The organism is Cryobacterium sp. TMT1-19 (assembly GCF_004403055.1).
Classification (GTDB): Bacteria; Actinomycetota; Actinomycetes; order Actinomycetales; family Microbacteriaceae; genus Cryobacterium; species Cryobacterium sandaracinum.
On sequence record NZ_SOHB01000010.1, the window covers coordinates 57717 to 80807 of the forward strand.

At 67.2% G+C, this 23091-nt stretch carries 23 protein-coding genes; 20 read left to right on the forward strand and 3 right to left on the reverse strand.

Annotation, left to right across the window (positions count from 1 at the left end):
- The 12 genes from E3T40_RS02580 (at position 1) to E3T40_RS02635 (ending at position 11571) form a co-directional block, all read left to right on the forward strand.
- Positions 1 to 564 carry an HIT domain-containing protein gene (locus E3T40_RS02580; RefSeq protein WP_104100482.1) on the forward strand — a complete coding sequence of 188 codons (564 nt, stop codon included), beginning with the start codon at positions 1 to 3 and terminating at the stop codon, positions 562 to 564.
- Positions 565 to 632: 68 nt separating this feature from the next.
- The gene (gene pdxS / locus E3T40_RS02585; protein WP_104100483.1) at positions 633 to 1529 is read left to right on the forward strand and encodes a pyridoxal 5'-phosphate synthase lyase subunit PdxS; all 897 of its coding nucleotides are present in this window, start codon (positions 633 to 635) and stop codon (positions 1527 to 1529) included.
- 10 nt (positions 1530 to 1539) lie between these two features.
- Positions 1540 to 2133, forward strand: a complete 594-nt coding sequence (gene pdxT / locus E3T40_RS02590; protein ID WP_104171041.1) for a pyridoxal 5'-phosphate synthase glutaminase subunit PdxT — start codon at positions 1540 to 1542, stop codon at positions 2131 to 2133.
- 9 nt (positions 2134 to 2142) lie between these two features.
- Complete coding sequence (locus E3T40_RS02595) at positions 2143 to 2685, forward strand: DUF1697 domain-containing protein (protein ID WP_134542593.1); 543 nt, start codon at positions 2143 to 2145, stop codon at positions 2683 to 2685.
- 150 nt (positions 2686 to 2835) lie between these two features.
- Positions 2836 to 3600 carry a YebC/PmpR family DNA-binding transcriptional regulator gene (locus E3T40_RS02600; protein ID WP_104100486.1) on the forward strand — a complete coding sequence of 255 codons (765 nt, stop codon included), beginning with the start codon at positions 2836 to 2838 and terminating at the stop codon, positions 3598 to 3600.
- Between the two features lie 6 nt (positions 3601 to 3606).
- Positions 3607 to 4209, forward strand: a complete 603-nt coding sequence (gene ruvC / locus E3T40_RS02605) for a crossover junction endodeoxyribonuclease RuvC (RefSeq protein ID WP_104100487.1) — start codon at positions 3607 to 3609, stop codon at positions 4207 to 4209.
- Positions 4206 to 4829: a Holliday junction branch migration protein RuvA gene (gene ruvA / locus E3T40_RS02610; RefSeq protein WP_134542594.1), complete on the forward strand. Its 624-nt coding sequence runs from the start codon at positions 4206 to 4208 to the stop codon at positions 4827 to 4829. The genes ruvC and ruvA overlap by 4 nt, the downstream gene beginning before the upstream one ends.
- A gap of 32 nt (positions 4830 to 4861) precedes the next feature.
- Positions 4862 to 5893, forward strand: a complete 1032-nt coding sequence (gene ruvB / locus E3T40_RS02615) for a Holliday junction branch migration DNA helicase RuvB (RefSeq protein ID WP_134542626.1) — start codon at positions 4862 to 4864, stop codon at positions 5891 to 5893.
- Between the two features lie 97 nt (positions 5894 to 5990).
- Positions 5991 to 6377 carry a preprotein translocase subunit YajC gene (yajC, locus tag E3T40_RS02620; protein WP_134542595.1) on the forward strand — a complete coding sequence of 129 codons (387 nt, stop codon included), beginning with the start codon at positions 5991 to 5993 and terminating at the stop codon, positions 6375 to 6377.
- Positions 6378 to 6444: 67 nt separating this feature from the next.
- Positions 6445 to 8181 (forward strand): protein translocase subunit SecD, encoded by a 1737-nt coding sequence (gene secD / locus E3T40_RS02625; protein WP_104171036.1) that lies wholly within the window; start codon positions 6445 to 6447, stop codon positions 8179 to 8181.
- Positions 8181 to 9194 (forward strand): protein translocase subunit SecF, encoded by a 1014-nt coding sequence (secF, locus tag E3T40_RS02630; RefSeq protein WP_134542596.1) that lies wholly within the window; start codon positions 8181 to 8183, stop codon positions 9192 to 9194. Before secD ends, secF begins: the two co-directional genes overlap by 1 nt.
- A gap of 103 nt (positions 9195 to 9297) precedes the next feature.
- Positions 9298 to 11571: a bifunctional (p)ppGpp synthetase/guanosine-3',5'-bis(diphosphate) 3'-pyrophosphohydrolase gene (locus E3T40_RS02635; protein WP_104100492.1), complete on the forward strand. Its 2274-nt coding sequence runs from the start codon at positions 9298 to 9300 to the stop codon at positions 11569 to 11571.
- 38 nt (positions 11572 to 11609) lie between these two features.
- Here E3T40_RS02635 and E3T40_RS02640 read toward each other — a convergent pair whose 3' ends face one another.
- From E3T40_RS02640 to E3T40_RS02650, 3 genes are all read right to left on the reverse strand, one after another.
- Complete coding sequence (locus E3T40_RS02640; protein ID WP_134542597.1) at positions 11610 to 12188, reverse strand: hypothetical protein; 579 nt, start codon at positions 12186 to 12188, stop codon at positions 11610 to 11612.
- A 105-nt stretch (positions 12189 to 12293) separates the two neighbouring features.
- Positions 12294 to 13526: a DUF349 domain-containing protein gene (locus E3T40_RS02645; protein WP_134542598.1), complete on the reverse strand. Its 1233-nt coding sequence runs from the start codon at positions 13524 to 13526 to the stop codon at positions 12294 to 12296.
- 89 nt (positions 13527 to 13615) lie between these two features.
- Positions 13616 to 14416 (reverse strand): peptidylprolyl isomerase, encoded by an 801-nt coding sequence (locus tag E3T40_RS02650; RefSeq protein ID WP_134542599.1) that lies wholly within the window; start codon positions 14414 to 14416, stop codon positions 13616 to 13618.
- A 175-nt stretch (positions 14417 to 14591) separates the two neighbouring features.
- On the opposite strand from E3T40_RS02650, the gene E3T40_RS02655 reads away from it, so the two are divergent.
- The 8 genes from E3T40_RS02655 to E3T40_RS02690 all read left to right on the forward strand — a co-directional run bounded on the left by E3T40_RS02655 (position 14592) and on the right by E3T40_RS02690 (position 23089).
- Complete coding sequence (locus E3T40_RS02655; protein ID WP_104194886.1) at positions 14592 to 15932, forward strand: replication-associated recombination protein A; 1341 nt, start codon at positions 14592 to 14594, stop codon at positions 15930 to 15932.
- Positions 15933 to 16149: 217 nt separating this feature from the next.
- Positions 16150 to 16779: a 30S ribosomal protein S4 gene (gene rpsD / locus E3T40_RS02660; protein WP_104100497.1), complete on the forward strand. Its 630-nt coding sequence runs from the start codon at positions 16150 to 16152 to the stop codon at positions 16777 to 16779.
- 134 nt (positions 16780 to 16913) lie between these two features.
- On the forward strand, positions 16914 to 17291 hold the full coding sequence (locus tag E3T40_RS02665; protein WP_104171030.1) for a DUF948 domain-containing protein: 378 nt from the start codon (positions 16914 to 16916) through the stop codon (positions 17289 to 17291).
- A gap of 131 nt (positions 17292 to 17422) precedes the next feature.
- Positions 17423 to 17653: a hypothetical protein gene (locus E3T40_RS02670; RefSeq protein WP_104171029.1), complete on the forward strand. Its 231-nt coding sequence runs from the start codon at positions 17423 to 17425 to the stop codon at positions 17651 to 17653.
- 117 nt (positions 17654 to 17770) lie between these two features.
- Positions 17771 to 20425, forward strand: a complete 2655-nt coding sequence (alaS, locus tag E3T40_RS02675; RefSeq protein WP_134542600.1) for an alanine--tRNA ligase — start codon at positions 17771 to 17773, stop codon at positions 20423 to 20425.
- 3 nt (positions 20426 to 20428) lie between these two features.
- Complete coding sequence (gene ruvX, locus E3T40_RS02680; RefSeq protein WP_174843632.1) at positions 20429 to 20953, forward strand: Holliday junction resolvase RuvX; 525 nt, start codon at positions 20429 to 20431, stop codon at positions 20951 to 20953.
- Positions 20950 to 22191 (forward strand): endolytic transglycosylase MltG, encoded by a 1242-nt coding sequence (gene mltG, locus E3T40_RS02685; protein ID WP_134542601.1) that lies wholly within the window; start codon positions 20950 to 20952, stop codon positions 22189 to 22191. Before ruvX ends, mltG begins: the two co-directional genes overlap by 4 nt.
- Positions 22169 to 23089 carry a shikimate dehydrogenase gene (locus E3T40_RS02690; protein WP_241981648.1) on the forward strand — a complete coding sequence of 307 codons (921 nt, stop codon included), beginning with the start codon at positions 22169 to 22171 and terminating at the stop codon, positions 23087 to 23089. Before mltG ends, E3T40_RS02690 begins: the two co-directional genes overlap by 23 nt.
- Positions 23090 to 23091: the final 2 nt, after the last annotated feature.

Here is a 23091-nt window from a genome sequence, read left to right on the forward strand (position 1 = left end):
ATGGACACGCATAGCGACGAGTTCGAGGGGCTCGAGCAGTCGTCCGAGTTCGCCGCGGTTCCGGATGCCTTCCAACGGCTATGGACCCCGCACCGCCTGGTCTACATCCAGGACGGCCAGCAGCCGCACCCGGATGACTGCCCCTTCTGCCTAGCCCCGAGCATGACCGACGAGAAGGCCCTGATTGTGGCCCGCGGCACGCACGCCTACGTGTTGCTGAACCTGTTCCCGTATAACAGCGGGCATCTGCTGGTCTGTCCGTACCGGCACGTCGCGACTTACGACGAGGCCAGTCCGGAGGAGGTCGCCGAGATCGGCAGTCTCACCCAGGTGGCCATGCGTGTGCTCAAGGCGGTGTCGCACTGCGACGGCTTCAACATCGGCATGAACCAAGGCCGTATTGCCGGCGCGGGCATTGCCGAGCACCTACACCAGCACATCGTTCCCCGCTGGGCGCTCGACTCGAACTTCTTCCCGATCATCGCCGGAACGAAGGCGATTCCCCGTCTTCTGGGCGATGTGCGGCGCGAAGTCGCCGAGGGCTGGCCCCAGGATGGCAACTAGCCGTATATACCCCTCCACCGGCACCCGCCGGGCGGAATCGACACCACCCAAGGAATAGAATCAAAGCTATGACTGAAACCACTTCCGCCTTTGGTTCGAGCCGCGTCAAGCGTGGTCTCGCCGACATGATGAAGGGCGGCGTCATCATGGACGTCGTCAACGCCGAGCAGGCTCGCATCGCCGAGGACGCCGGTGCTGTCGCCGTCATGGCCCTTGAGCGGGTTCCCGCCGACATCCGTTCCCAGGGTGGCGTTGCCCGCATGAGCGACCCCGACCTGATCGACAGCATCATCGCCGAGGTATCCATCCCGGTGATGGCCAAGGCGCGCATCGGCCACTTCGTCGAAGCTCAAATCCTTCAGGCCCTGAACGTCGATTACATCGACGAGTCCGAGGTGCTGAGCCCGGCCGACTACGTCAACCACATCGACAAGTGGAACTTCACGGTCCCGTTCGTCTGTGGCGCGACCAACCTGGGTGAGGCGCTTCGCCGCATCAACGAGGGCGCGGCCATGATCAGGTCCAAGGGCGAAGCCGGCACCGGCGACGTCTCGGAGGCCATGAAGCACATCCGCACCATCAAGGGTGAGGTCGCCCGCCTGTCGGCTCTGACCAAGGACGAACTGTACGTCGCCGCGAAGGAACTGCAGGCGCCGTACGAACTCGTCGCCGAGATCGCCGCCACCGGCAAGCTCCCCGTCGTGCTCTTCGTCGCGGGTGGCGTGGCCACCCCCGCCGACGCGGCCCTGATGATGCAGATGGGTGCGGACGGTGTATTCGTCGGCTCCGGCATCTTCAAGTCGGGCAACCCGCAGGCCCGCGCCAACGCCATCGTCAAGGCCGTCACCTTCTACGACGACCCCAGCGTCATCGCATCCGTCTCGCGCGGACTCGGCGAGGCCATGGTCGGCATCAACGTGTCCGATCTGGCTGCGCCGCACCGCCTCTCCGAGCGCGGCTGGTAGATACCCGTTCGTGAGCGTTGGAGTTCTCGCCCTGCAGGGTGACTTTCGTGAGCATGCCGAGGTACTGCGGTCCCTCGGCGCCGAAGTCGAACTCATCCGCCGCCCGGAGGAACTGGACCGCATCAGCGGGCTCGTGATCCCCGGCGGCGAATCCAGCGTCATGGACAAACTGGCCCGCGCGTTCGGCGTGGCGGAACCGCTGGCCGAGGCCGTGCGGGCCGGCCTGCCCGTCTACGGCACCTGCGCGGGCCTGATCATGCTCGCCGACACCGTCATCGACGGGATCGAAGGGCAGCAGAGCATCGGCGGCTTCGACATCGCCGTGCGTCGCAACGCCTTCGGTTCGCAGACGCTCTCTTTCGAGACCGACCTCGACGTGCCGGTGCTCGGTGAGCCGCCGGTGCACGCCATTTTCATCCGCGCCCCCGTGGTGGAGTCCGTCGGGACCCGGGCGCGCGCGATAGCCACGCTCTCGGACGGGCGCTGCGTCGCGGTCGAGCAGGACAACCTGCTCGGAACCTCATTCCACCCCGAGATCACCGGGGAGTACCGGTTCCACGACTATTTCCTGCAGAAGGTGGCCGCCGCCGGCTTCCGCTACTAGGCTCCGGTCATGGGCGGCTGGGTGGCGCTCCTGCGCGGAATCAACGTCAACGGGATCACGATCACGATGACGGACCTGCGGGCCGTGTTCCGCGGGCTCGGCTACACGGATGTCCGCACGATTCTGGCCAGCGGCAACGTGATCTTCACGGCGGGCGAGACGGATGCCGCGGCCCTCAAGGCCACAATCGAACGCGCTCTCTCCGACAACTTCGGTTATCAGGCGTGGATCGTGCTGCTCGGCGTTGACACCCTCGACGGGGTGGCGCGGGCGTTCCCATTCGATGCGGAGCGGGACGGTTGGCATCCGTATGTCGTGTTCGGATCGGCGCAGACCGCGCTCGACGAACTGCTCGAGGCGGCTGGGGAACCGGACCCGGAAACGGAGCAGGTTCGGCCCGGAACCGGCGTGCTCTACTGGCAGGTGCGCCGAAGCATCGGCATCAACAGTCCGTTCAGCAAGCTGAGCGGCAAGGCCCGGTACCGGTCGACCACGACCACCCGCAACCTCCGCACCCTGAACAAACTGATCGCCGCGGCCCCGGGCGCGTGAAGCCCGGCCCATCAGGCATCGCGGGTTAGAATGAGGCGCACCCCACGGTGCAGCGACCAATGGCACCAGTAGTGCGGCGACCAGCACGGCGGCGACAACTCCGCGCCAATCGACAGCCACGTCACGACAGCCAAAGACAACGGGAGACTCATGTCCGGACATTCCAAGTGGGCGACAACAAAGCACCAGAAGGCGGTCACCGACTCGCGTCGGGCCAAGGCCTTCGCCAAGTTGATCAAGAACATCGAAGTCGCGGCCCGCATGGGTGGCGCCGACCTGTCGGGCAACCCGACCCTGGTCGACGCGATCCAGAAGGCCAAGAAGACCTCTGTTCCCAACGACAACATTGACCGTGCCGTCAAGCGCGGCGCCGGCCTGTCCGGCGAAGTAGTCGACTACACCACCATCATGTATGAGGGCTACGCCGCGCACGGCGTCGCCGTCATGATCGAGTGTTTGACCGACAACAAGAACCGCGCGGCCGCCGAGGTGCGCACCACCATGTCCAGAAACGGCGGCAACATGGCCGACCCCGGCAGCGTCGCGTACAACTTCCACCGCAAGGGCATCGTCGTCGTGCCGAAGAGCAACGGCCTCAGCGAAGATGACGTGCTCCTCGCCGTGCTCGACGCGGGCGCCGAAGAGGTCGTCGACGACGGTGAGAAGTTCGAGGTTTTCAGCGAAGCGCACGATCTCGTCGCGACCCGGACCGCCCTGCAGACCGCCGGGATCGACTACGACTCCGCCGACATCGCGTTCGTGCCCCAGCTCAAGGTCGAGGTCGACGCCGAGACCGCCCGCAAGGTGTTCCGGCTGATCGACGCCCTCGAAGAACTCGACGACGTGCAGAACATCTACAGTAACTACGACGTGTCGCCCGAGGTCATCGCGGAGCTTCAGGCCGAAGCCGAGTAGCGCGCTGTGTCGGTCCGGGTTCTGGGCATCGATCCCGGGCTGACCCGCTGCGGCGTCGGAATCGTAGACGTCGCCGCCAACCGATCCGCGTCCCTGGTCGACGTGACCGTGCTGCGCAGCTCGCCGGACTTGCCGCTCGAGCAGAGGCTCCTGCTGATCAGCCGGGGCCTGGAAGACCTGCTCGACCGGCACAAGCCGGCGGTCGTCGCCATCGAGAGGGTGTTCGCTCAGGACAATGTCAGCACCGTGATGGGAACCGCCCAGCTGAGCGGCGTCGCGCTGCTCCTGGCCGCTCAGCGTGGGCTGACGGTCACCCTGCACACCCCGAGCGAGGTCAAGGCAGCCATCACCGGCTACGGGTCCGCCGACAAAGCCCAGGTCGGCGCCATGGTGGCGCGGGTGCTGGGCCTGGCCGAGGTGCCCAAGCCCGCGGATGCCGCGGACGCGCTGGCCATCGCGATCTGCCATGCCTGGCGCACCGGGGCGGCCGGCGGCACCCTGCCCACCAGCGCCGACGTGGTCCCCGGCACCCTGACCCCGGCCCAGAAGGCGTGGCGCGCCGCCGAGCGCAGCGCAGTGTCGCCGGTGCCCCGTAGTCTGAAGCGGTGATTGCTTCCGTTCGTGGCCTTGTCCTGTCTGCCGTGGGTTCCACGGCCGTGATCGAGGTCGGGGGAGTCGGTCTGGCCGTACAGGTCACCCCGGCCACTGCGCTCTCCCTGCGCGTCGGCACGGAGGCCCGGCTTTCGACCACCCTTATCGTGCGCGAGGACTCGCTCACCCTCTTCGGATTCCCGTCCCCCGACGAACTCGAGGTCTTCGAGCTTTTGGTCGGCGTCACCGGGGTCGGCCCGAAATCGGCCCTCGGCGTACTCGCGGTGCTCAGCCCCGTCCAGATCGCGCAGGCCGTCTCGGCAGAAGACGACGGCGCTTTCCGCAAGGTCAGCGGCATCGGCCCGAAAACGGCCAAACTGATTGTGCTCTCCCTGGCCGGCAAGGTGTTCGTGACCGTCACGGCCGCGGCATCCGCCCGCCCGGAGCCCACCAGCGCGTCGGCGAACGTGCAGGCCGCCCTGATCGGGCTCGGCTGGTCGGAGAAGGTGGCCGCCGAGGCCGTCGACGAGACCCTCGCGGAGACCGTCGAACCCGGGCAGGTCGGCGTCGCAGCGCTCCTTCGCCTCGTACTCGTCAGGCTCGGCCCGGCCCAGCAGGCATCGGAGCGTCGCCCGTGACCGGCGCACAGGGTCTGGCCGGAGATTCCGGCGTGGAGCTCACCAGGCCGGAACTCGAGGGCGACGCCGAACTGGCCTTCGAGGGTGCCCTCCGTCCGCGCAGCCTCGGCGAGTTCGTCGGCCAGCAGAAGGTTCGCGGGCAGCTGCAGCTGCTCCTGACCGCCGCTACCATGCAGAGCCGCACCCCCGACCACATCCTTCTGGCCGGCCCGCCCGGACTCGGCAAGACCACTTTGGCCATGATCATCGCCTACGAGGGCAACCGCCCGCTGCGGATGTCCAGCGGCCCGGCCATCCAGCACGCCGGTGATCTGGCGGCGGTACTCTCCTCGCTGGTGCCCGGCGAGGTGCTGTTCATCGACGAGATCCACCGCATGGCCCGCTCCGCCGAGGAGATGCTCTATCTGGCGATGGAGGACTTCCGCATCGACATCATGGTCGGCAAGGGGGCCGGCGCCACCTCGGTACCCCTCGACCTGGCGCCGTTCACCCTGGTCGGCGCCACGACCCGGTCCGGACTGCTGCCCAACCCACTGCGCGACCGGTTCGGCTTCACCGCCCACCTCGAGTTCTACGCCGACCACGAACTCGAGCAGGTGCTCGGCCGGGCAGCCAAACTGCTCGACCTGGCGATCGACACGGCCGCCATCGCCGAGATCGCCGGTCGGTGCCGCGGCACGCCCAGAATCGCCAACCGCCTGCTCCGGCGGGTGCGGGACTACGCGCTGGTGCACGGTGGAGACGCCGATGTGGCCGCGGTGTACGCGGCTCTCGAGCTGTACGACGTCGACGCCATCGGGCTCGACCGGCTCGACCGGGAGGTGATGCGCATCATCCTGACCCGTTTTGGGGGAGGGCCGGTGGGTCTGAACACGCTGGCGGTGTCCGTGGGGGAGGAGTCCGAGACCATCGAGGCCGTCGTGGAGCCGTTCCTGGTGCGGATCGGCTTCCTGATGCGCACCCCGCGCGGCCGGGTGGCGACCGCGGAAGCGTGGCGGCATTTCGGCCTGACGGCGCCTCTGGTGGGCGGGCCGCCAATCCCTCTTATGCTGGATGACCTATAATTCGAGTTGGTTCGCCTCGAACCACTCGTGCTGGTTCCCCCGAGCCAGACGCACAGACTTCGGCCCTCGCGCCGCAACCGGAAGGTCCCACAGTTTTATGGATCCGTTGACTCTCGTCATGCTCGCCGTTCTCGCGGCGCTCGTGTTCTTCATGTTCCGCAACAGCCGCAAACGCCAGAAGGACCTCGCTGCCCTGCAGGCCCAGATGGTCGTCGGCGCCGAGGTCATGACCAACTTCGGCATGTACGGAACCATCCTCGCGATTGACGAGGAGGCGAATAAGGTTGCCCTCAAGATCGCCCCCGGAACCGTCGTGCAGTTGCACCGTCAGACCATCGCCCGCGTGGTGGAGCCGATCGTGGCCGAGCCCGAAGATGAGGGCGTCGCCGAGCTGAACCAGGGCAGCACCACCGTTATGGGCGAACCTGACTTCGGTCAGCGCGTCGCCGACACCGACGAAGAGCCCAAAAAGGGCGACGCCTAACCAATCCCTCTCCATGCCCGCGCCTCGGCGCGGGCATGAGCATGAGCATAGAAAGCTGAGTTCTCTGGTGGCAAAGTCGTCTTCGGCCAAGAAGGCCTGGCGTTCACTCACGTGGCTGGGTGTGATCATCGTCGGCCTGATTGCGCTCAACACGGCCGGCGTGCTCACCGGCGGCGGATCCTGGACCCCAAAGCTGGCCCTGGACCTCGAGGGCGGCACGCAGATCATCCTCGCGCCGAAGCTCGAGTCCGGGCAGTCCGTCTCCTCGGAGCAGCTCAACGAGGCCGTGAAGATCATTCGGCAGCGCATCGACTCGGCAGGCGTCTCCGAGGCGGAGATCAACACCCAGGGTGGCCAGAACATCGTCGTGTCCATCCCCGGCGTGCCGGACGACGCGACGATCAACCGAATCGAGTCCTCAGCCAAGCTCGAGTTCCGACCGGTGCTCGTGGCCGGTGCCCCGTCCGCGGCCAGCGTCGGTGAAGACGTTGTCGGAGAGGACGGGGTCGCGACCCCGGTACCGACCCCCACGGTCGACCCGAGTCTGGAAAGCACCCCGACCGCGGTGCCCACCGACGGGAGCGACCTGAACTGGATCACCCCCGCGCTCCAGGCCCGGTACGAGGCCTTCGATTGCAGCAAGATCGATACCACCAATGTGGCACCGGCGGCGGAGCCGCTTGTCACCTGTGAGGCCGACGGCTCCATCAAGTACATCCTCGGCCCGGTCGAAGTCAGCGGCGAGAACGTCTCCGACGCGACCAACGGCCAGCAGACCACGCAGAGCGGCGCCACGACCGGTGAATGGGTCGTCAACATCACCTTCGACGGAACCGGAACCAAGGCCTTCGCCGACGTCAGCACCCGGCTGAACGCGCTCACCGCAGCGCAGAACCAGTTCGCGATCGTGCTCGACGGCAACGTCATCTCGGCCCCGCGCACCCTGGCGGCCATCACCGACGGCAACGCTCAGATCAGCGGTGACTTCGACCAGGACTCGTCGAAGGCCCTCGCCGACCAGCTCAAGTTCGGCGCCCTGCCGATCAGCTTCACCGTGCAGAGCCAGGACACCATCTCGGCGACCCTGGGCTCCAGCCAGCTCACCGGCGGCCTGATCGCAGGCCTGATCGGACTCGTACTGGTCGTGCTCTACTCGCTGATCCAGTACCGCCTGCTCGGCCTCGTCACAGTGGCGTCGCTCACGGTCGCCGCGATCATCACCTACCTGCTGATCACGATCCTGTCCTGGCGCGAGGGCTACCGGCTGTCGTTGGCCGGCGTCGCGGGTCTGATCGTCGCGATCGGCATCACCGCCGACTCCTTCATCGTCTACTTCGAGCGGGTGCGTGATGAGCTCCGGGACGGACGAGGGCTCGAATCCTCCGTCGAGGCCGGCTGGAAGCGCGCCCTGCGCACCATCCTCGCCTCCGACGCGGTCAACATCTTGGCCGCCGGCGTCCTGTTCATCGTCGCCGTCGGCAACGTCAAGGGCTTCGCCCTCACCCTGGGGCTGACCACCCTCGTCGACGTGCTCGTGGTCATGCTCTTCACCCACCCGATGCTCCAGCTGCTGGCGCGCACGAAGTTCTTCAGCGACGGACACAAGTTCAGCGGCCTCGACCCGCGGGCCCTGGGCGCGACCTACCGCGGGCGGGCGAAATTCCGTCCCTCGGATGACCTCCCTTCCGCCAAACTGTCCTCGGCCAGCCGTGAGGCAGCCAAGCGCCAGACCATCGCCGAGCGCAAGGCGTCAGAACTCGTCGGTTCCAGTGCGGATCGAACGACTGACGGGAAGGATTCCTAATGGCCAGCTTTTCCCAGTTCGGCAACGACCTGCACACCGGCAAGCGCTCGTTCGACATCGTCGGGCGGCGCAAGACCTGGTACCTGGTCGCGGTCGTGTCACTCTTCGTGGCCATCGTCGTTCCCCAGCTGCGTGGCGGCTTCGTCTTCGGCATCGAGTTCACGGGAGGCTCCGAGTTCAAGATCTCCCAGGTCGCCGACCAGGACCAGGGAGCTGCCGCCGATGCCGTGACCGAGGTCGTCCCGTTGGCGACGCCCAGGGTGTCGAGCGTCAGCACCACCGGCATCCGAGTGCAGACCGACCAGCTCACCAGCGACGAGACCCGGGAGATTCGCGCCGCGCTGGCGGATGCCTACGCCGTGCCGATCGAGCAGGTCACCGCGTCCTTCATCGGTCCGGTCTGGGGCCAGGACATCACCGGCCAGGCCGTGCGCGGACTCCTCATCTTCCTCGTGCTCGCCGCCATCGGCATGGCACTGTACTTCCGCACCTGGAAGATGTCGGTCGCGGCCATGACCGCGCTGATGCACGACCTCGTCATCACCGCCGGGATCTACGGCATCACCGGTTTCGAAATCACCCCGGCCGCCGTGATCGGATTTCTCACGATCCTCGGCTACTCGCTCTACGACACGGTCGTGGTCTTCGACAAGATCCGCGAGAACACCTCGGAGGCGGGCGCCGAGACGCGCACGTTGGCCGAATCCGTAAACCTGGCCGTCAACCAGACCCTGGTGCGCTCGATCAACACCTCCGTCGTCGCGGTGCTGCCGGTCGCCTCGATCCTCTTCATCGGAACGCTCGTGCTCGGGGCAGGAACCCTTCGGGACATCTCGCTGGCACTCCTGATCGGCATCGTCGCCGGCGCCTACTCGACGATCTTCATCGCGTCGCCGCTGTACGCTCAAATCCGCTCCGCGGAGCCGACCGTGCGCCGCGCCGACCAGAAGGTTCTCGCCCAGCGGGCGAAGGCCGGCCCCGCGCTGAAGGTGGCCGCCGAAGTCAGCACCTAGTCGGCCCTGATCACCGCCGGAGGAGGCCCGCACCCGAGCCGGAAGTGGTACCCGATCCGGCTCGGGAGCAGTGATAATTGATCAAGTGGATGGAGGTGGCCAGATGACCGAACTGACGACTCCTCCTGCCTACCCGGCTCCGCTCCCGCCGGCATCCTTGCGGCGCCTCGTGCCTCGGATCTTTTCCCGGGCCCAGCCGGTCGGCGCGGTCGACACGCTGCTGAAGACCGTGCGGATGCACCATCCCAAGGTGGACCTCTCGATCATCGAGCGGGCCTACGTCACCGCGGAGCAGGCGCATGAGGGCCAGTTTCGCCGCAGCGGAGAGCCGTACGTCACACATCCGGTCGCGGTCGCGCAGATCCTGGCGGATCTGGGCATCGGCCCTAAGACCGTCTCGGCGGCACTGCTGCACGACACCGTGGAGGACACCGAGTACACTCTCGACCAGCTGAGGCACGATTTCGGCGACGAGATCACCATGCTGGTCGACGGCGTCACCAAGCTGGACAAGGTCAAGTACGGCGACAGCACCCAGGCCGAGACCGTGCGCAAGATGATCGTGGCGATGTCCAAGGACATCCGTGTGCTGATCATCAAGCTCGCCGACCGGCTGCACAACGCGCGCACCTGGGGATTCGTGCCTGCCGAGTCCGCGGTTCGGAAGGCGACCGAGACGCTGGAGATTTACGCGCCGCTCGCGCATCGCCTGGGCATCCAGGCTATCAAGTGGGAGCTCGAAGACCTCTCGTTCGCGGTGCTGTACCCCAAGCTCTACGCCGAAATCGACAGTCTTGTCAAGCAGCGCACTCCGCAGCGCGAAGAGTTCGTGCAGCACGTCATCGACTCGATCGTCGACGACCTGAAGGCCGCCCGCATCCGCGGCAAGGTCGCCGGCCGGCCCAAGCAGTACTACTCGATCTACCAGAAGATGGTCGTGCGCGGGCGCGAGTTCGACGACATCTACGACCTGGTCGGCATTCGAGTTCTCGTCAACTCGGTGCGGGACTGCTACGCGGTTCTCGGCGCAATCCACGCCCGGTGGACGCCGCTTCCCGGCCGGTTCAAGGACTACATCGCCACCCCGAAATTCAACCTGTACCAGTCGCTGCACACCACGGTTCTCGGCCCGAGCGGGCGCGCCGTGGAGATCCAGATCCGCACCCAGGAAATGCACCAGCGCGCCGAATTCGGCGTGGCCTCGCACTGGAAGTACAAGGAGCAGACCACAGGCAAGAGTTCCGGTCCGGGCCCGCAGAGCGACACCGACATGGCCTGGCTCGCCCACATCTCCGACTGGCAGGCCGAAACGGCCGACCCGGGGGAGTTCCTCGACTCGCTGCGCTACGAGATCGGCGCCAAAGAGGTCTACGTCTTCACCCCCAAGGGCCGGGTGATCGGTCTGCCGGCCGACGCCACCCCGGTCGACTTCGCCTACGCCGTGCACACCGAGGTCGGCCATCGCACCATGGGCGCCAAGGTCAACGGGCGCCTCGTCCCGCTGGAGAGCCCTCTCGTCACCGGTGACGTCGTCGAGGTGTTCACGTCGAAGAATCCCGACTCCGGGCCGAGTAAGGACTGGCTGAACTTCGTCAAGAGCCCCAGGGCTCGCAACAAGATCCGCCAGTGGTTCACCAAGGAGCGCCGCGACGAGGCGATCGAGCAGGGCCGCGACGCCATCGCGCGCGCTATGCGCAAGCAGAACCTGCCGCTGCAGAAACTGATGAACCAGGACTCCTTCGCCGAGGTTGCCGCGGTGATGAAGTATGAAGACGTCTCTGCGCTGTACGCCGCCGTCGGCGAGGGGCATGTGTCGACGCAGTCGGTGCTGGAGAAGGTGGTCGCCACCCTGCAGAGCGTCGAGGAGAGCGACGCCACGGACCTGCCGTTCGCGCCCCACGGCCGCACCCAGACGCTCCGCAACAGCGACTCGGGCATCCTCGTGCGCGGCGCCCCCGACATCCTGGTGAAGCTTGCCCGCTGCTGCACTCCCGTGCCGGGCGACAAAGTCGTGGGGTTTATCACGCGCGGCGCCGGGGTATCGGTGCACCAGGCATCCTGTCGCAACGTGCAGTCCCTGCTCAAGGAACCCGAGCGCATGATCGACGTCGATTGGGCGCCCACTTCCAAGAGCCTGTTCCTGGTGCAGATCCAGATCGAGGCTCTCGACCGCTCCGGGTTGCTCTCAGACGTCACCCGGGTGCTGTCGGAGCATCACGTCAACATCCTGTCGGCGACGGTGCACACCTCCTCCGACCGACTCGCGATCAGCCGGTTCGTCTTCGAGATGGGCGACACCACGCACCTCGATCGCGTGCTCAATGCGGTGCGCCGTATCGACGCCGTTTATGACGTCTATCGCGTCAACGAGGGCTGAGCGGCCATTCAGCTCGCATTGGCCTCCCGGTAGAGACATCAGGTGAGGCGCGGATGCTCGTCGAGGTACCGTTGCACCTCCCGCAGTCGGGTGAGGGCCGGAGCCTTGAACGGCAGGTTGGGTGCCGCGCATAGGCGACTGGCCGGGTCGGTGCTGGTGCAGCCGGCCAGGCGCAGCAGGGCGGCGATCAGGGCAACCCGGTCACCGTCGGTGGGCTCGTCGTGCCAGCGGACGAGGTCGACGGCGGTGCGCAGGGGCAGCGTGACCCGGAGGCCGGAGATCGCCTGAAGCTGGTCGGACGGGCAGCTGACCTCGCGGATCTGCATTCGGGGCGACGGGACCAGTTTCATTCGGGCGGAACTCTGCACGCAGAAGTGGTGGCGGCGAGGTTCCGGCGCCAGACCGTAGATCCAGGCAGCGGTCATCCGCTCGGCGATGGCCCTTGGGGACGCAAGCAGCAACCCGACGGCTCGGGCGCGTCGCACCCGGTCATCGACCTCGTCGACCGGGCACCAAAAGTCGCCCAGGGTGAAGAGTTCCCCGTCGAGACGGGCGCCGCACAGCTCCGCGAGCGGCAGGTCGTGGGCAGAGAGCACCACGGGAAGGCGTGAGTTCATCGACTGTGGGTTCATCGACTCAGCGTGCGCCGGGTGTGTTCTCCCGCCCACAAAAAGTGGGGATCTGTGGACAGATCCCCACTCGTCGTGCTGTGGACGGCCGGGCTACTGGCCGATGGCCTTCAGCCACGCCTTGCGGGTCTCGAGAGCCTCGGTGGCTTCCGTGATCGCCGCGGCATCCCCGCCGGCCTGCGCCGCGGCCAGTTCGGCCTCGAGCTTGACGATGGCATCGTGCAGCTGGCCGGCCAGACCCTCGGCGCGAGCCTTGGTCTCCGGGTTGTTGCGCTTCCAGTGGTCGTCGTCGAGCTTGCGCACGGCTGCCTCGACCTTGCGCATGCGGTCCTCGATGGACTTGACCGAGTCGCGCGGAACCTTGCCGATGGCGTCCCACCGGCGCTGGATGGAGCTCAGCGCGCTGCGCGCCTTGGTGCGGTCCGTCTCGGCCAGCAGAAGTTCGGCTTCGGTGAGCAGCTCGACCTTGAGAGTCAGGTTTCCCGCGAACTCCTCGTCGTCGTGCGCGTCGATTTCGGACTTGACCGAGTAAAGCACGTCGCCGGCTGCCTTGAACTTGGCCCACATGGCGTCGTCCTGCTTCTTGCCGCTGCGACCCGCGAGCTTCCACTCGTCGAGCAGATTGCGGTAGCCCGGGATGCCATCGGCGCCCTTGGGGGCGAGGGCCTCGGCCCGTTCGATCAGGTGCTGCTTGCGGTTGCGAACGTCCTTGTGGGCGCTGTCCAACTCGGCGAAGAATGCCTTGCGGTTCTGCTCGATCGTGGTGCGGGCCGCGCGGAACCGCTTCCAGAGGTCATTGGCCTCGCCCTTGGGAATGCGCGGAGCATCGTGCTGGTGGGCCTGCCACTTCGCGAACAGGGCTTCCAGAGCAGCGCTGGTCTGCTTCCACTGCGTCTTAGCCGGGTCTTCGGCGGCGAGAGCCTCGGCCTCGGCGACGATCGCGGCACGCTCGGCGACGGCGGCGGTCGCTGCGGCCTTCGCTTCGGCGCCCTGCTGCTCGGTGAGTTCGGTCACCGCGCCGCCGAGGGCACCCAGGCGGGTAGCCAGGGCTGCCAGGTTGCCGACCGCGTTGGCGTTCGCCACGGCCTCGGTCAGATGTTTGACGGACTTCGCGATATCTGCGGCAGGTGCGCCACCCTTGGCGCGCTGTTCGAGAAGCGTGACCTGGCCGTTGAGCTCAACGTATTTCCGTTCGAAGTAGGCAAGCGCCTCTTCCGGCGTCGCGTCGGGATACTGTCCCACGGCGCGCTCGCCTGTAGCTTCGCGCACGTAAACCGTGCCGGTTTCGTCTACGCGACCCCATGGTTGCTGATCTGTCGTAGTCAAGAGCCTCACCTTATTGATGTCGTTGTGTGCTCACAAGTGAGCCAATACCCGGTCAAGCCTATTGCAAGCCCGCGCGCTGTTCGTCTGTTCTACTGAACTGATACCTGAGTGATGCTGGTCGGCACCTGAGGGGTGCCGTCCGAAGAGCCGTCGGCGACGCCGGCAGCCGTGATCTGCGCTTTGATTTCGTCCAGTCCATCGGTCACCCGGCCGAGCACCGTGTAGCCGCCGACCGCGTCGGCGGGGATGGTCGTGTCGTCGTAGACGATGAAGAACTGGCTGCCCATACTGTAGGCGTTGCCGCCCTGGCGGGCCATGGCCAGTGTGCCGGCCGGGTACACATCGTCGGCCGGGGCGTTTTCAATCGGTCCATAGCTGTAGCCGGGGCCACCCGATCCCGTTCCGGTCGGGTCCCCGCACTGCAGCACGAAGAAACCGCCGTCGGTGAGCCGGTGGCAGGTCACTTCCTTATAGAAGCCGGTGGTGATCAGGTTGATGGTCGAGGACACCGCCTGAGGGGCGAGGGCTCCATCGAGCTCGATCTCGAGCGGAATGCCGTTGAGGGCCAGCGTGCCGGTCCAGGTGCGGTCTTCCGCCAGGGTGCTGGGCGGCACCTCGCCGCTGTTCGCGCTGTCGGACGGTGCGGCCGACGCGGAGGGGGAAGCGGTGTCGGCCACGGAGGGTGCCGGGCTGCCGGGGCCTCCGGTGAAGAACAGCACCTGGGCGCCGACGGCCAGCGCCACGACCACAGCCACGCTGACGCCGGCGATGAGGTTGTCCCGCCGGCGCCGCTTCACCTGGTGCGCATTCACCGAACGCCGGGCCTGAAAGGCGCGTACACGCACGCGCGCCTCGCGGGCTTCACGTTCTTGCTTCTTGTTCGGTACCACGTCGTAGCCTCCAGGCGGCCTCCTTCGGAAGGCCCGATCGAACGGGGACGGCTCCAGCGTCTGGCGCCCGAACCATGTTGAACTCTACGCAACCCGGAGAGGGCAGACAAACATCCGCTCCGGGCAGCACCGGTTCAGGAGCGGCCCGGTCACCGGCACAAACTACGCTGGACCCATGGTGGATTCACAACCGGGACTGCGCAGCGGGGCCACACCCCTCGCCGTACGGATGCGCCCGACGAGCCTCGAGGAGGTCGCCGGTCAGAAGCATCTGCTCACACCGGGCTCCCCGCTGGTCAGCCTGGCCAGTGACAAGACAGGGGAGCAGGGCGCGGTCTCTGTCATCCTGTGGGGCCCGCCCGGCACCGGCAAGACCACCCTGGCCCAGGCCATCGCGCGCAGCTCGGGCCGCCGGTTTGTCGAGCTGTCCGCCGTGTCGGCCGGAGTGCGGGACGTGCGCCAGGTAATGGAAGAGGCGCGCACCAGCCGGGACCTCTACGGACTCTCCACCGTGCTCTTCCTGGACGAGATCCACCGGTTCAGCAAGGCGCAGCAGGACGCTCTCCTGCCCGGGGTGGAGAACGGGGTCATCATCCTCGTGGCCGCCACCACCGAGAACCCGTCCTTCTCCGTCATCTCGCCGCTGCTGTCCCGCTCCCTACTGCTCACCCTCGAAACGCTCAGCGACGACGATCTCGGTGTCGTTGTCGACCGGGCCGTGGTCGACCCGCGCGGCCTGGCCGACCGGTTCGTGCTCGACCCCGAAGCCAGGGCCGCGATCATCCGGCTCGCGTCCGGTGACGCCCGACGGGCGCTGACCGCCCTGGAAGCCGGGTCGGTGGCGGCGGCGTCCTCCGTCGACGCCGAGTCCGACGCGAAGCCGGTCATCACCACCGAGGTCGTCGCCCTCGCTGTCGACCGTGCGCTTCTGCGCTACGATCGCAACGGCGACGAGCACTACGACGTCATCAGCGCCTTCATCAAATCGGTACGCGGCTCGGATGTCGACGCGTCCCTCCACTATCTCGCGCGCATGATCGAGGCCGGCGAAGATCCCCGGTTCATCTGCCGCCGCATCATCGTGCTGGCCTCCGAAGACATCGGCATGGCCGACCCGCAGGCGCTGGTGATCGCCATCGCCGCCGCCGACGCCGTGCAATACATCGGCATGCCCGAGGGCCGCATCCCGCTCGCCCAGGCCGTCGTGCACCTGGCCACCGCACCCAAGTCCAACGCGGCCTACATGGCCCTGGATGCGGCGATCGCCGACGTGCGGAACGGCAAGACCGGCCGGGTGCCCAAACCGTTGCGGGATGCGCACTACCCAGGCGCCAAACGCCTCGGCCACGGCAAGGGCTACAAGTATCCCCACGACGACGCCCTCGGCGTGCTGGCCCAGCAGTACCCGCCGGACGAGCTCGCCGAGGTGCGCTATTACGAGCCCACCGAGCATGGCCACGAGCGCGAGGTCTCGGCCCGCCTCGCCAAGTTGCGCAAGATCATCCGTGCCCGCTGAACGGAACGGCCGAACAACCCGATGTGCTAATCTAAAGGCTGCCTACAAATGGAATCGGCATGCGGCTGCGTCCGATTCCGGATTGGATGGTCTCGCCCTGTAGCCGGGCGTCCCGTGGCACCACCCCTCTGAACTCCCATGACGTTGAGCCTGTGCTGTCTCACTGCGCGGCCCCCGCCCTGGTTTCCCTTGTTTGCAGTTCCATCGAAAGGACACCGTGTCTACCAAGTCACGTACCCGCAGTAAGACCCGCCTCTCGCGGGCCCTGGGCATCGCCCTGACCCCGAAGGCCGCGCGCTATCTGGAGAAGCGTCCGTACGCCCCGGGCGAGCACGGTCGCACCAAGCGCAAGACCGACTCCGACTACGCCGTTCGCCTCCGCGAAAAGCAGCGCTTACGCGCCCAGTACGGCATCCGCGAAGCCCAGCTCAAGATCGCGTTCGAGGAAGCTCGCCGCGCCCAGGGACTGACCGGTGAGAACCTCGTCGAGATCCTCGAGACCCGTCTCGACGCTCTTCTCGTTCGCTCCGCGATCGCCCGCACCACCGCCCAGGCCCGTCAGATGATCGTGCACCGTCACATCCTGATCGACGGCCAGCTGGTCGACCGTCCCTCCTTCCGCGTGAAGCCGGGACAGCTCATCCATGTCAAGCCCAAGAGCGAGGCCATGGAGCCGTTCCAGGTCGCAGCCGCCGGCGGTCACGTCGACGTTCTGCCCAAGCTCCCCGCCTACCTCGAGGTCGAGATCGACAAGCTGCAGGCCCGCCTCGTGCGCCGCCCGAAGCGCATCGAAATTCCCGTGACCTGTGAAGTCCAGCTCGTCGTCGAGTACTACGCGGCCCGCTAGGCTCCTTTTCACCCGCACCGCCGTCAGGCGCTGCAACTGAACTACGCTGGAGAGCGGATCACCCTGGGGTGGTCCGCTCTTTGTGTACGCGCACCTGGCTCGTGAATGCCGAATCTGGAATGGATGGTTGGTCAATGTCTGGTGGAGATATTGTCGGGCTCGTGTTCGCCGCTGCCTTCCTGATGCTGGTCGGGTTCCTGGCCCTGCCCCTGGTCAAGCTCGGCCGCGTCTTCGACGAGACGACCGTGGCCATCCGCGACCTGACCCACACCGTCACCCCACTGCTTGAGGAATCCACCAAGACCATTCAGGAGACCAACGCGCAGTTGGCCCGGGTGGACACCATCACCTCGAACGTTGCGGATGTCACGGGCAACGTCTCCGCTCTGGTCGCCCTCGTCGCGGCGACCGTCGGCGGCCCGCTGGTCAAAGTGGCCGGCTTCTCCGCGGGGGTTCGCGCGGCCCTGGGGGCTGCCCGCCCGGGCGGTACCCGCCGCCGCCGCCACAGGTAGTCGGGTACTCTGGAACGGAGCCGGCCCGTCTGGGATTCGCCGGTCAGACGGTCGTTCCAGACGTTCAACCGCCGTGAACCGACCTTTTCACCACTTTTCAGGGTCTCCACACATATTCAGGGAGCATTGCTATGAAGAATTTCATCTGGTTTGTCGTCGGTGTCACCACGGGGCTGCTCATCGCCCGCGAAGCCGGCAAGACGCGTCAGGGGAAGCAATTCTTCGCCGATCTGGACACCAAGGCGCGCGAATTCGGTGAGGCCATCTCGGACGGCTACCGCAAGCGTGAGGCCGAGCTGCGGGACGCCATCGGCGAAATCGCGTCGGAGACCGAAATCACGATCGAAAAACTTGCCAAGTAAGTACTTGCCAAGTAAGTACTCGCCAAGTAAGTACTTGCCAAGTAAGTACTCGCCAAGTACGTGCTCGCCAGGTAGGTATCATCCAAATCTTTTTCACTACAACGAACTACGGAACTAATGCAGACTGCTGAAATTCGCGGGCGCTGGCTCGACTTCTTTGCCGATCGCGGTCACACCGTCGTCCCCTCCGCTTCGCTTGTCAGCGACGACCCCACACTCCTGTTCACGGTGGCCGGGATGGTCCCGTTCGTACCGTATTTGACCGGTCTCGTGCCGCCCCCCTACCCGCGAGCGACGAGTGTTCAGAAATGCATCCGCACCAACGACATCGAAGAGGTCGGCAAGACCCCGCGTCACGGCACCTTCTTCCAGATGAACGGCAACTTCTCGTTCGGCGACTACTTCAAGGAAGAGGCGATCGGTTACGCCTGGGAGCTGCTCACCACCTCAGATGCCGACGGCGGCTACGGCTTCGCCGAGAAGGACCTCTGGGTCACCGTCTACGAGGACGACGATGAGGCCTTTCGGTACTGGCGCGCCCTCGGCCTGCCCGAGCACCGCATCCAGCGTCTCGGCATGGACTCCAACTACTGGTCGACCGGTCAGCCCGGGCCCGCCGGACCCTGCTCCGAGATCTTCTTCGACCGCGGCCCGGCCTACGGCATCGACGGCGGCCCGGCCACCGACGACGACCGTTACGTCGAAATCTGGAACCTCGTCTTCATGCAGTACCTCCGCGGCGAGGGCACCAGCAAGAACGACTTTGTCATCCTCGGCGACCTGCCGAAGAAGAACATCGACACCGGCATGGGGCTCGAACGTGTCGCCTTCCTCAAACAGGGCGTTCAGAACATGTACGAGATCGACCAGGTGCGCCCGGTCCTCGACCGGGCCGCGGAACTATCCGGTCGCCGCTACGGGGCCGTTCACGACGACGACGTGCGGATGCGCATCGTCGCCGACCATGTGCGGTCGTCCCTGATGCTGATGAGCGACGGAGTGATGCCGTCCAACGAGGGCCGCGGGTACATCCTGCGCCGCCTGATGCGCCGCAGCGTGCGCGCCATGCGCCTCCTCGGCGTCGACGCCGCGACCTTTCCCGAATTGTTTCCGGCCTCGCGCGACGCCATGGCCGTCGCGTACCCCGAGATCAAGGCGGACTACGCCCGCATCAGCCAGGCTGCGTATGCCGAAGAGGAGACCTTCCTGCGCACCCTCGCCAGTGGCAGCGCCGTGCTCGACCTCGCCGTCGCGAAGACCAAAAAGGCCGATAAGGTCGTTCTGCCGGGCGACACCGCGTTCCTCCTGCATGACACCTACGGCTTCCCGATCGAGATCACCCTCGAGATGGCCGAGGAGGCCGGGCTCAGCGTCAACCGCGAGGCCTTCGACACACTGATGGCCAAGCAGCGCGCGATGGCCAAGGCCGACGCCAAGGCCAAGAAGACGCACCTCGCCGACCTGTCGGTCTACAGCGCATTCCGCGCGGCGGGGGAGACCGTCTTCACGGGCTACGACGCCCTGCAGACCGAATCCAGCGTGCTCGGGATCATCGTCAACGGTCTCTCCGTCGACCGCGCCGTCTCCGGTGACATCGCCGAGGTGATCCTCGCCGAGACGGCCCTGTACGCGGAGTCCGGCGGCCAGGAGGCCGATGCCGGTTTGATCGTGGGCACCGGCTACGAGCTCGAGGTGCTCGACGTGCAGAAGCCCGTCAAGGGCCTGATCAGTCACAAGGTGCAGGTGCGGACCGGCGAAGTCGGCGTCGGGGACTCCGCCACCAGCGTCGTCGACCCCGACTGGCGCCGCGGTGCCCGGCAGGCGCACTCCGGCACGCACGTGCTGCATGCCGCCCTCCGCCAGGTGCTCGGCCCGAACGCCCACCAGTCCGGCTCGTACAACAAGGCCGGCTTCTTCCGCCTCGACTTCTCCTGGAACCAGGCACTGTCCCCGGCAACCCGAAGCGAGATCGAAGAGATCTCCAACAACGCCATCCGGGACAACCTGCCCGTGCTCACCCGGGAGCTGCCCCTGGCCGAGGCGAAGGCGCTCGGCGCGATGGCCCTGTTCAGCGAGAAGTACGGCGACCGAGTGCGCGTCGTCGATATCGGCGGCCCCTGGTCTCGCGAACTCTGCGCGGGAACCCACGTCGCCTCCAGCGCCGAGATCGGCATGATCAACCTTGTCAGCGAGGGTTCTGTCGGTTCCACGAACCGCCGGGTGGAGTCGTTGGTCGGCCTCGAGGCCTTCCGCGACCTGGCCGCCGAGCGCGCCCTCGTCTCCCAGCTGACCTCACACCTGAAGACGCCGCGGGAGCAGTTGCCAGAGCGCATCAACGAGCTCGTGCAGAGCCTCAAGACCGCCGAGAAGAAGATCGCCGCGTTCGAGGCGCGGGCCCTCTCCGACAGGGTGCCTGCCCTCGTCGCCTCGGCAAAGCTGGCCGGTTCCGTCAATGTCGTGGCCGAGCAGGTCGGCACGCTGGGCTCCGCTGACGACCTGCGGATGCTGGTCACGGCCACCCGCACGCAGCTCGGCAGCACGCCGGCGGTCGTGGCCCTCGCGGCCGTGGTCGCCGACAAGCCCGTCGTCATCGTGGCCACCAACCCCGCGGCCCGGGAGGCCGGCCAGCGTGCGGGAGCCTTGGCGAAGCAGGTCGCAGGCATCCTCGGCGGCGGCGGCGGCGGCAAGGATGACCTCGCCCAGGGCGGCGGCACCGACGCAGCAGCCATCCCGAACGCCCTCGCGGCCGTTCGATCCGCCGTAGCAGGCTGAACCATGCGTCACGGTGTGCGGGTGGGAGTCGACGTCGGGAAAGCCCGGATCGGCCTGGCCCGCAGCGACGCGCACGGCCTGCTGGCGACCCCGGTCGAGACCGTGGGCCGCGACCACTCCGGCAGCCTGGACGTGGCCCGGATCGTGGCCGTGGTGGCCGAGCTCGACGCCGTTGAGGTGGTGGTCGGGCTGCCGCTCGCGCTCTCCGGCAACCGCACCGCGTCGACCAACGATGCGGTGGGGTTCGCCGAGCTGCTGGCCCGGTCCCTGACCGTTCCGGTTCGCCTGGTCGATGAGCGCCTGTCCACCGTCGCGGCGCAGTCGGTCCTGCGCTCCGCGGGGCGGAAGGCCAAAACCCAGAAACCCGTGATCGACCAAGTCGCCGCGGTCATCATCCTCCAGCACGCCCTCGACACCGAACGCACCCTCGGCACACCCGCCGGCACCGCCGTCGATCTCGTGCGCGACCAGCTTCCAGCCGGGCCCCCGCCAGCTGCCGCACCGAATGAAGGGCAGCCTCAACGATGACACCCCCTCCCGCCGACAGCACCGGAGCCCCGGCCGAGCCGGGCGACCCGACAAGCCCCATCGACCCGGCGGACCCTCTCAGTTCGCGTCGGGCCATCCGTGAGTCACGGGACGAAGGCACCCGGTCCAGTCGTCGCGCCCTGCTGGACTCCGCTCCGGTGCCGCAGAAGAGGGGCCGCCGGGGCGCCTGGGGCTGCCTGATCGTCTTCCTGATCCTGGCCGGACTCGCCGGTGCCGCCGCCCTCCTGCTCCAGGAGCCGATCGGTTCCGTGATCGGCATGGTGCAGGGCCCGGCGGACTACGACGGCGCCGGAGGCGACGAGGTCATCGTGATGATCCACGACGGTGAAACGGGTCAGGACGTCGCGAACTCCCTCGTCGCCCAGGACGTGGTGAAGAGCTACGACGCGTTCTACGAGGTGCTCCGCGCGGAGAGCCCGGCACCCGTTTTCCAGCCCGGCGCCTACCGTTTGGCCGGCAAGATGAGCGGCCGTGCCGCCCTCGACGCCCTGCTCGACCCGGACAACAAGCTCGAACAGACCGTGGTGATACCCGAGGGAACCACGACCGCCTCGGTGCTCCAGCTGATCAGCGAGGGCACCAGCATTCCCTTGGCCGATCTCGAGGCCGCGGCTGCCGACGTCGAGCCCTACGGCCTGCCGGGCGAGGCAACCACCCTCGAGGGGTTCCTGTTCCCGGCCACCTACACGTTCCCCCCGGAGACCACGGCGCCCGAGGCCATCCGCACGCTCGTCGACCGACAGTTCGAGGCTCTCGACGCTGCCGGGGTCGCGCCCGAGAACCGCTGGAAGACCATCGTTATCGCGGCCCTGATCCAACGCGAAGCGGGGCTCACGGAGGATTTCTACAAGGTTTCGCGCGTGTTCCTGAACCGGCTCGACCCGGCGCAGTGGCAGAGCGGGCTCCTGCAGTCCGACGCGACCGTGGCCTACGGGACCGGGGCGACCGACCGGGTGAAGACAACGGATGCCGAACGCGCCGACGCTGCCAACGCCTACAACACCTATGTGCACCCCGGGCTTCCCGTGGGGCCGATCTCGAACCCCGGCGACATCGCGATCGACGCCGCCGTAAACCCCGCCGACGGCACCTGGCTGTACTTCGTGTCCTGGAACCTCGACACGGGGGAGACGATCTTCTCCACCACGATCGCGGAGCACGACGCCGCCGTGGACAAATGGCTGGCCTGGATGGATGAGCACCCCGAATATGGTTGAGCCCGAAGCATCCGTGCCGGCCCCCGCCCGTGACCCTGCCCGCGTTCGTCGTCTCGCGGTGCTGGGCTCGCCCGTCGAGCATTCCCTCTCCCCGGCACTGCACCGGGCCGCGTACCAGGCGCTCGGCCTGGACTGGCGCTACGACGCCGTGCGGGTGGCGGCGGGCGGACTGCCGGACTTCCTCGCGTCCCGGGGCGCAGACTGGCGCGGCCTCTCCCTCACGATGCCCCTCAAGCACGAGGTCCAGGCGCAGCTCGACGGCATCGACCGGGTCGCCGCTCAGACCGGCTCCGTCAACACGGTGCTGTTCGGTGAAGCCGACGGCCGGCGCACGTTGCAGGGTTTCAACACGGACGTCACCGGCCTGGTGCGTGCCCTCGCCGAAGCCGGAGTGCGCCGCGCGGTGCACGTGTGCCTGCTCGGCGCCGGCGCCACCGCGGCATCCGCCCTGGTCGCCGCGGCTGAGCTGGGCGCGGAGCTGGTCGACGTACTCGTGCGCACCCCGGCGAAGGCGGCCGATCTGGTCGAACTGGGGCAGAGCCTCGGGGTCGTGGTACGGGTATACCCGCTCACCGACCTGCCCGACCCTGCCCGCGTCAGCGAGCTGGTGATCAGCACCCTGCCCGGGGGCAGCGACCCGGGTGCCGAGTTTCCCGCCGGGCTGCGCCGGCAGGCGCTCCTGTTCGACGTCAGCTATTCCCCCTGGCCCAGCGCCCTCGCCCGGTCCTGGTCGTCGGCGGGCGGCACCGCGGTGTCCGGAGAGGGGATGCTGCTGCACCAGGCCCTGATCCAGGTGCGCATCTTCGTCTCCGGCGACCCGTTCGAGCCGCTGCCGAATGAGGACGTGGTGCTGCACGCCATGCGCGGCGCCCTGACCGGGAAGGCTGTGACAGGATAGTG

Bases quoted from the DNA above. Each gene is read 5' to 3' on its own strand.
- E3T40_RS02580 (WP_104100482.1), top strand. From the start codon at position 1: ATGGACACGCATAGCGACGAGTTCGAGGGGCTCGAGCAGTCGTCCGAG.
- pdxS (WP_104100483.1), top strand. From the start codon at position 633: ATGACTGAAACCACTTCCGCCTTTGGTTCGAGCCGCGTCAAGCGTGGT.
- E3T40_RS02595 (WP_134542593.1), top strand. From the start codon at position 2,143: ATGGGCGGCTGGGTGGCGCTCCTGCGCGGAATCAACGTCAACGGGATC.
- E3T40_RS02600 (WP_104100486.1), top strand. From the start codon at position 2,836: ATGTCCGGACATTCCAAGTGGGCGACAACAAAGCACCAGAAGGCGGTC.
- yajC (WP_134542595.1), top strand. From the start codon at position 5,991: ATGGATCCGTTGACTCTCGTCATGCTCGCCGTTCTCGCGGCGCTCGTG.
- secF (WP_134542596.1), top strand. From the start codon at position 8,181: ATGGCCAGCTTTTCCCAGTTCGGCAACGACCTGCACACCGGCAAGCGC.
- E3T40_RS02635 (WP_104100492.1), top strand. From the start codon at position 9,298: ATGACCGAACTGACGACTCCTCCTGCCTACCCGGCTCCGCTCCCGCCG.
- E3T40_RS02640 (WP_134542597.1), bottom strand. From the start codon at position 12,188: ATGAACTCACGCCTTCCCGTGGTGCTCTCTGCCCACGACCTGCCGCTC.
- E3T40_RS02655 (WP_104194886.1), top strand. From the start codon at position 14,592: ATGGTGGATTCACAACCGGGACTGCGCAGCGGGGCCACACCCCTCGCC.
- E3T40_RS02665 (WP_104171030.1), top strand. From the start codon at position 16,914: ATGTCTGGTGGAGATATTGTCGGGCTCGTGTTCGCCGCTGCCTTCCTG.
- E3T40_RS02670 (WP_104171029.1), top strand. From the start codon at position 17,423: ATGAAGAATTTCATCTGGTTTGTCGTCGGTGTCACCACGGGGCTGCTC.
- alaS (WP_134542600.1), top strand. From the start codon at position 17,771: ATGCAGACTGCTGAAATTCGCGGGCGCTGGCTCGACTTCTTTGCCGAT.
- ruvX (WP_174843632.1), top strand. From the start codon at position 20,429: ATGCGTCACGGTGTGCGGGTGGGAGTCGACGTCGGGAAAGCCCGGATC.
- mltG (WP_134542601.1), top strand. From the start codon at position 20,950: ATGACACCCCCTCCCGCCGACAGCACCGGAGCCCCGGCCGAGCCGGGC.
- E3T40_RS02690 (WP_241981648.1), top strand. From the start codon at position 22,169: ATGAGCACCCCGAATATGGTTGAGCCCGAAGCATCCGTGCCGGCCCCC.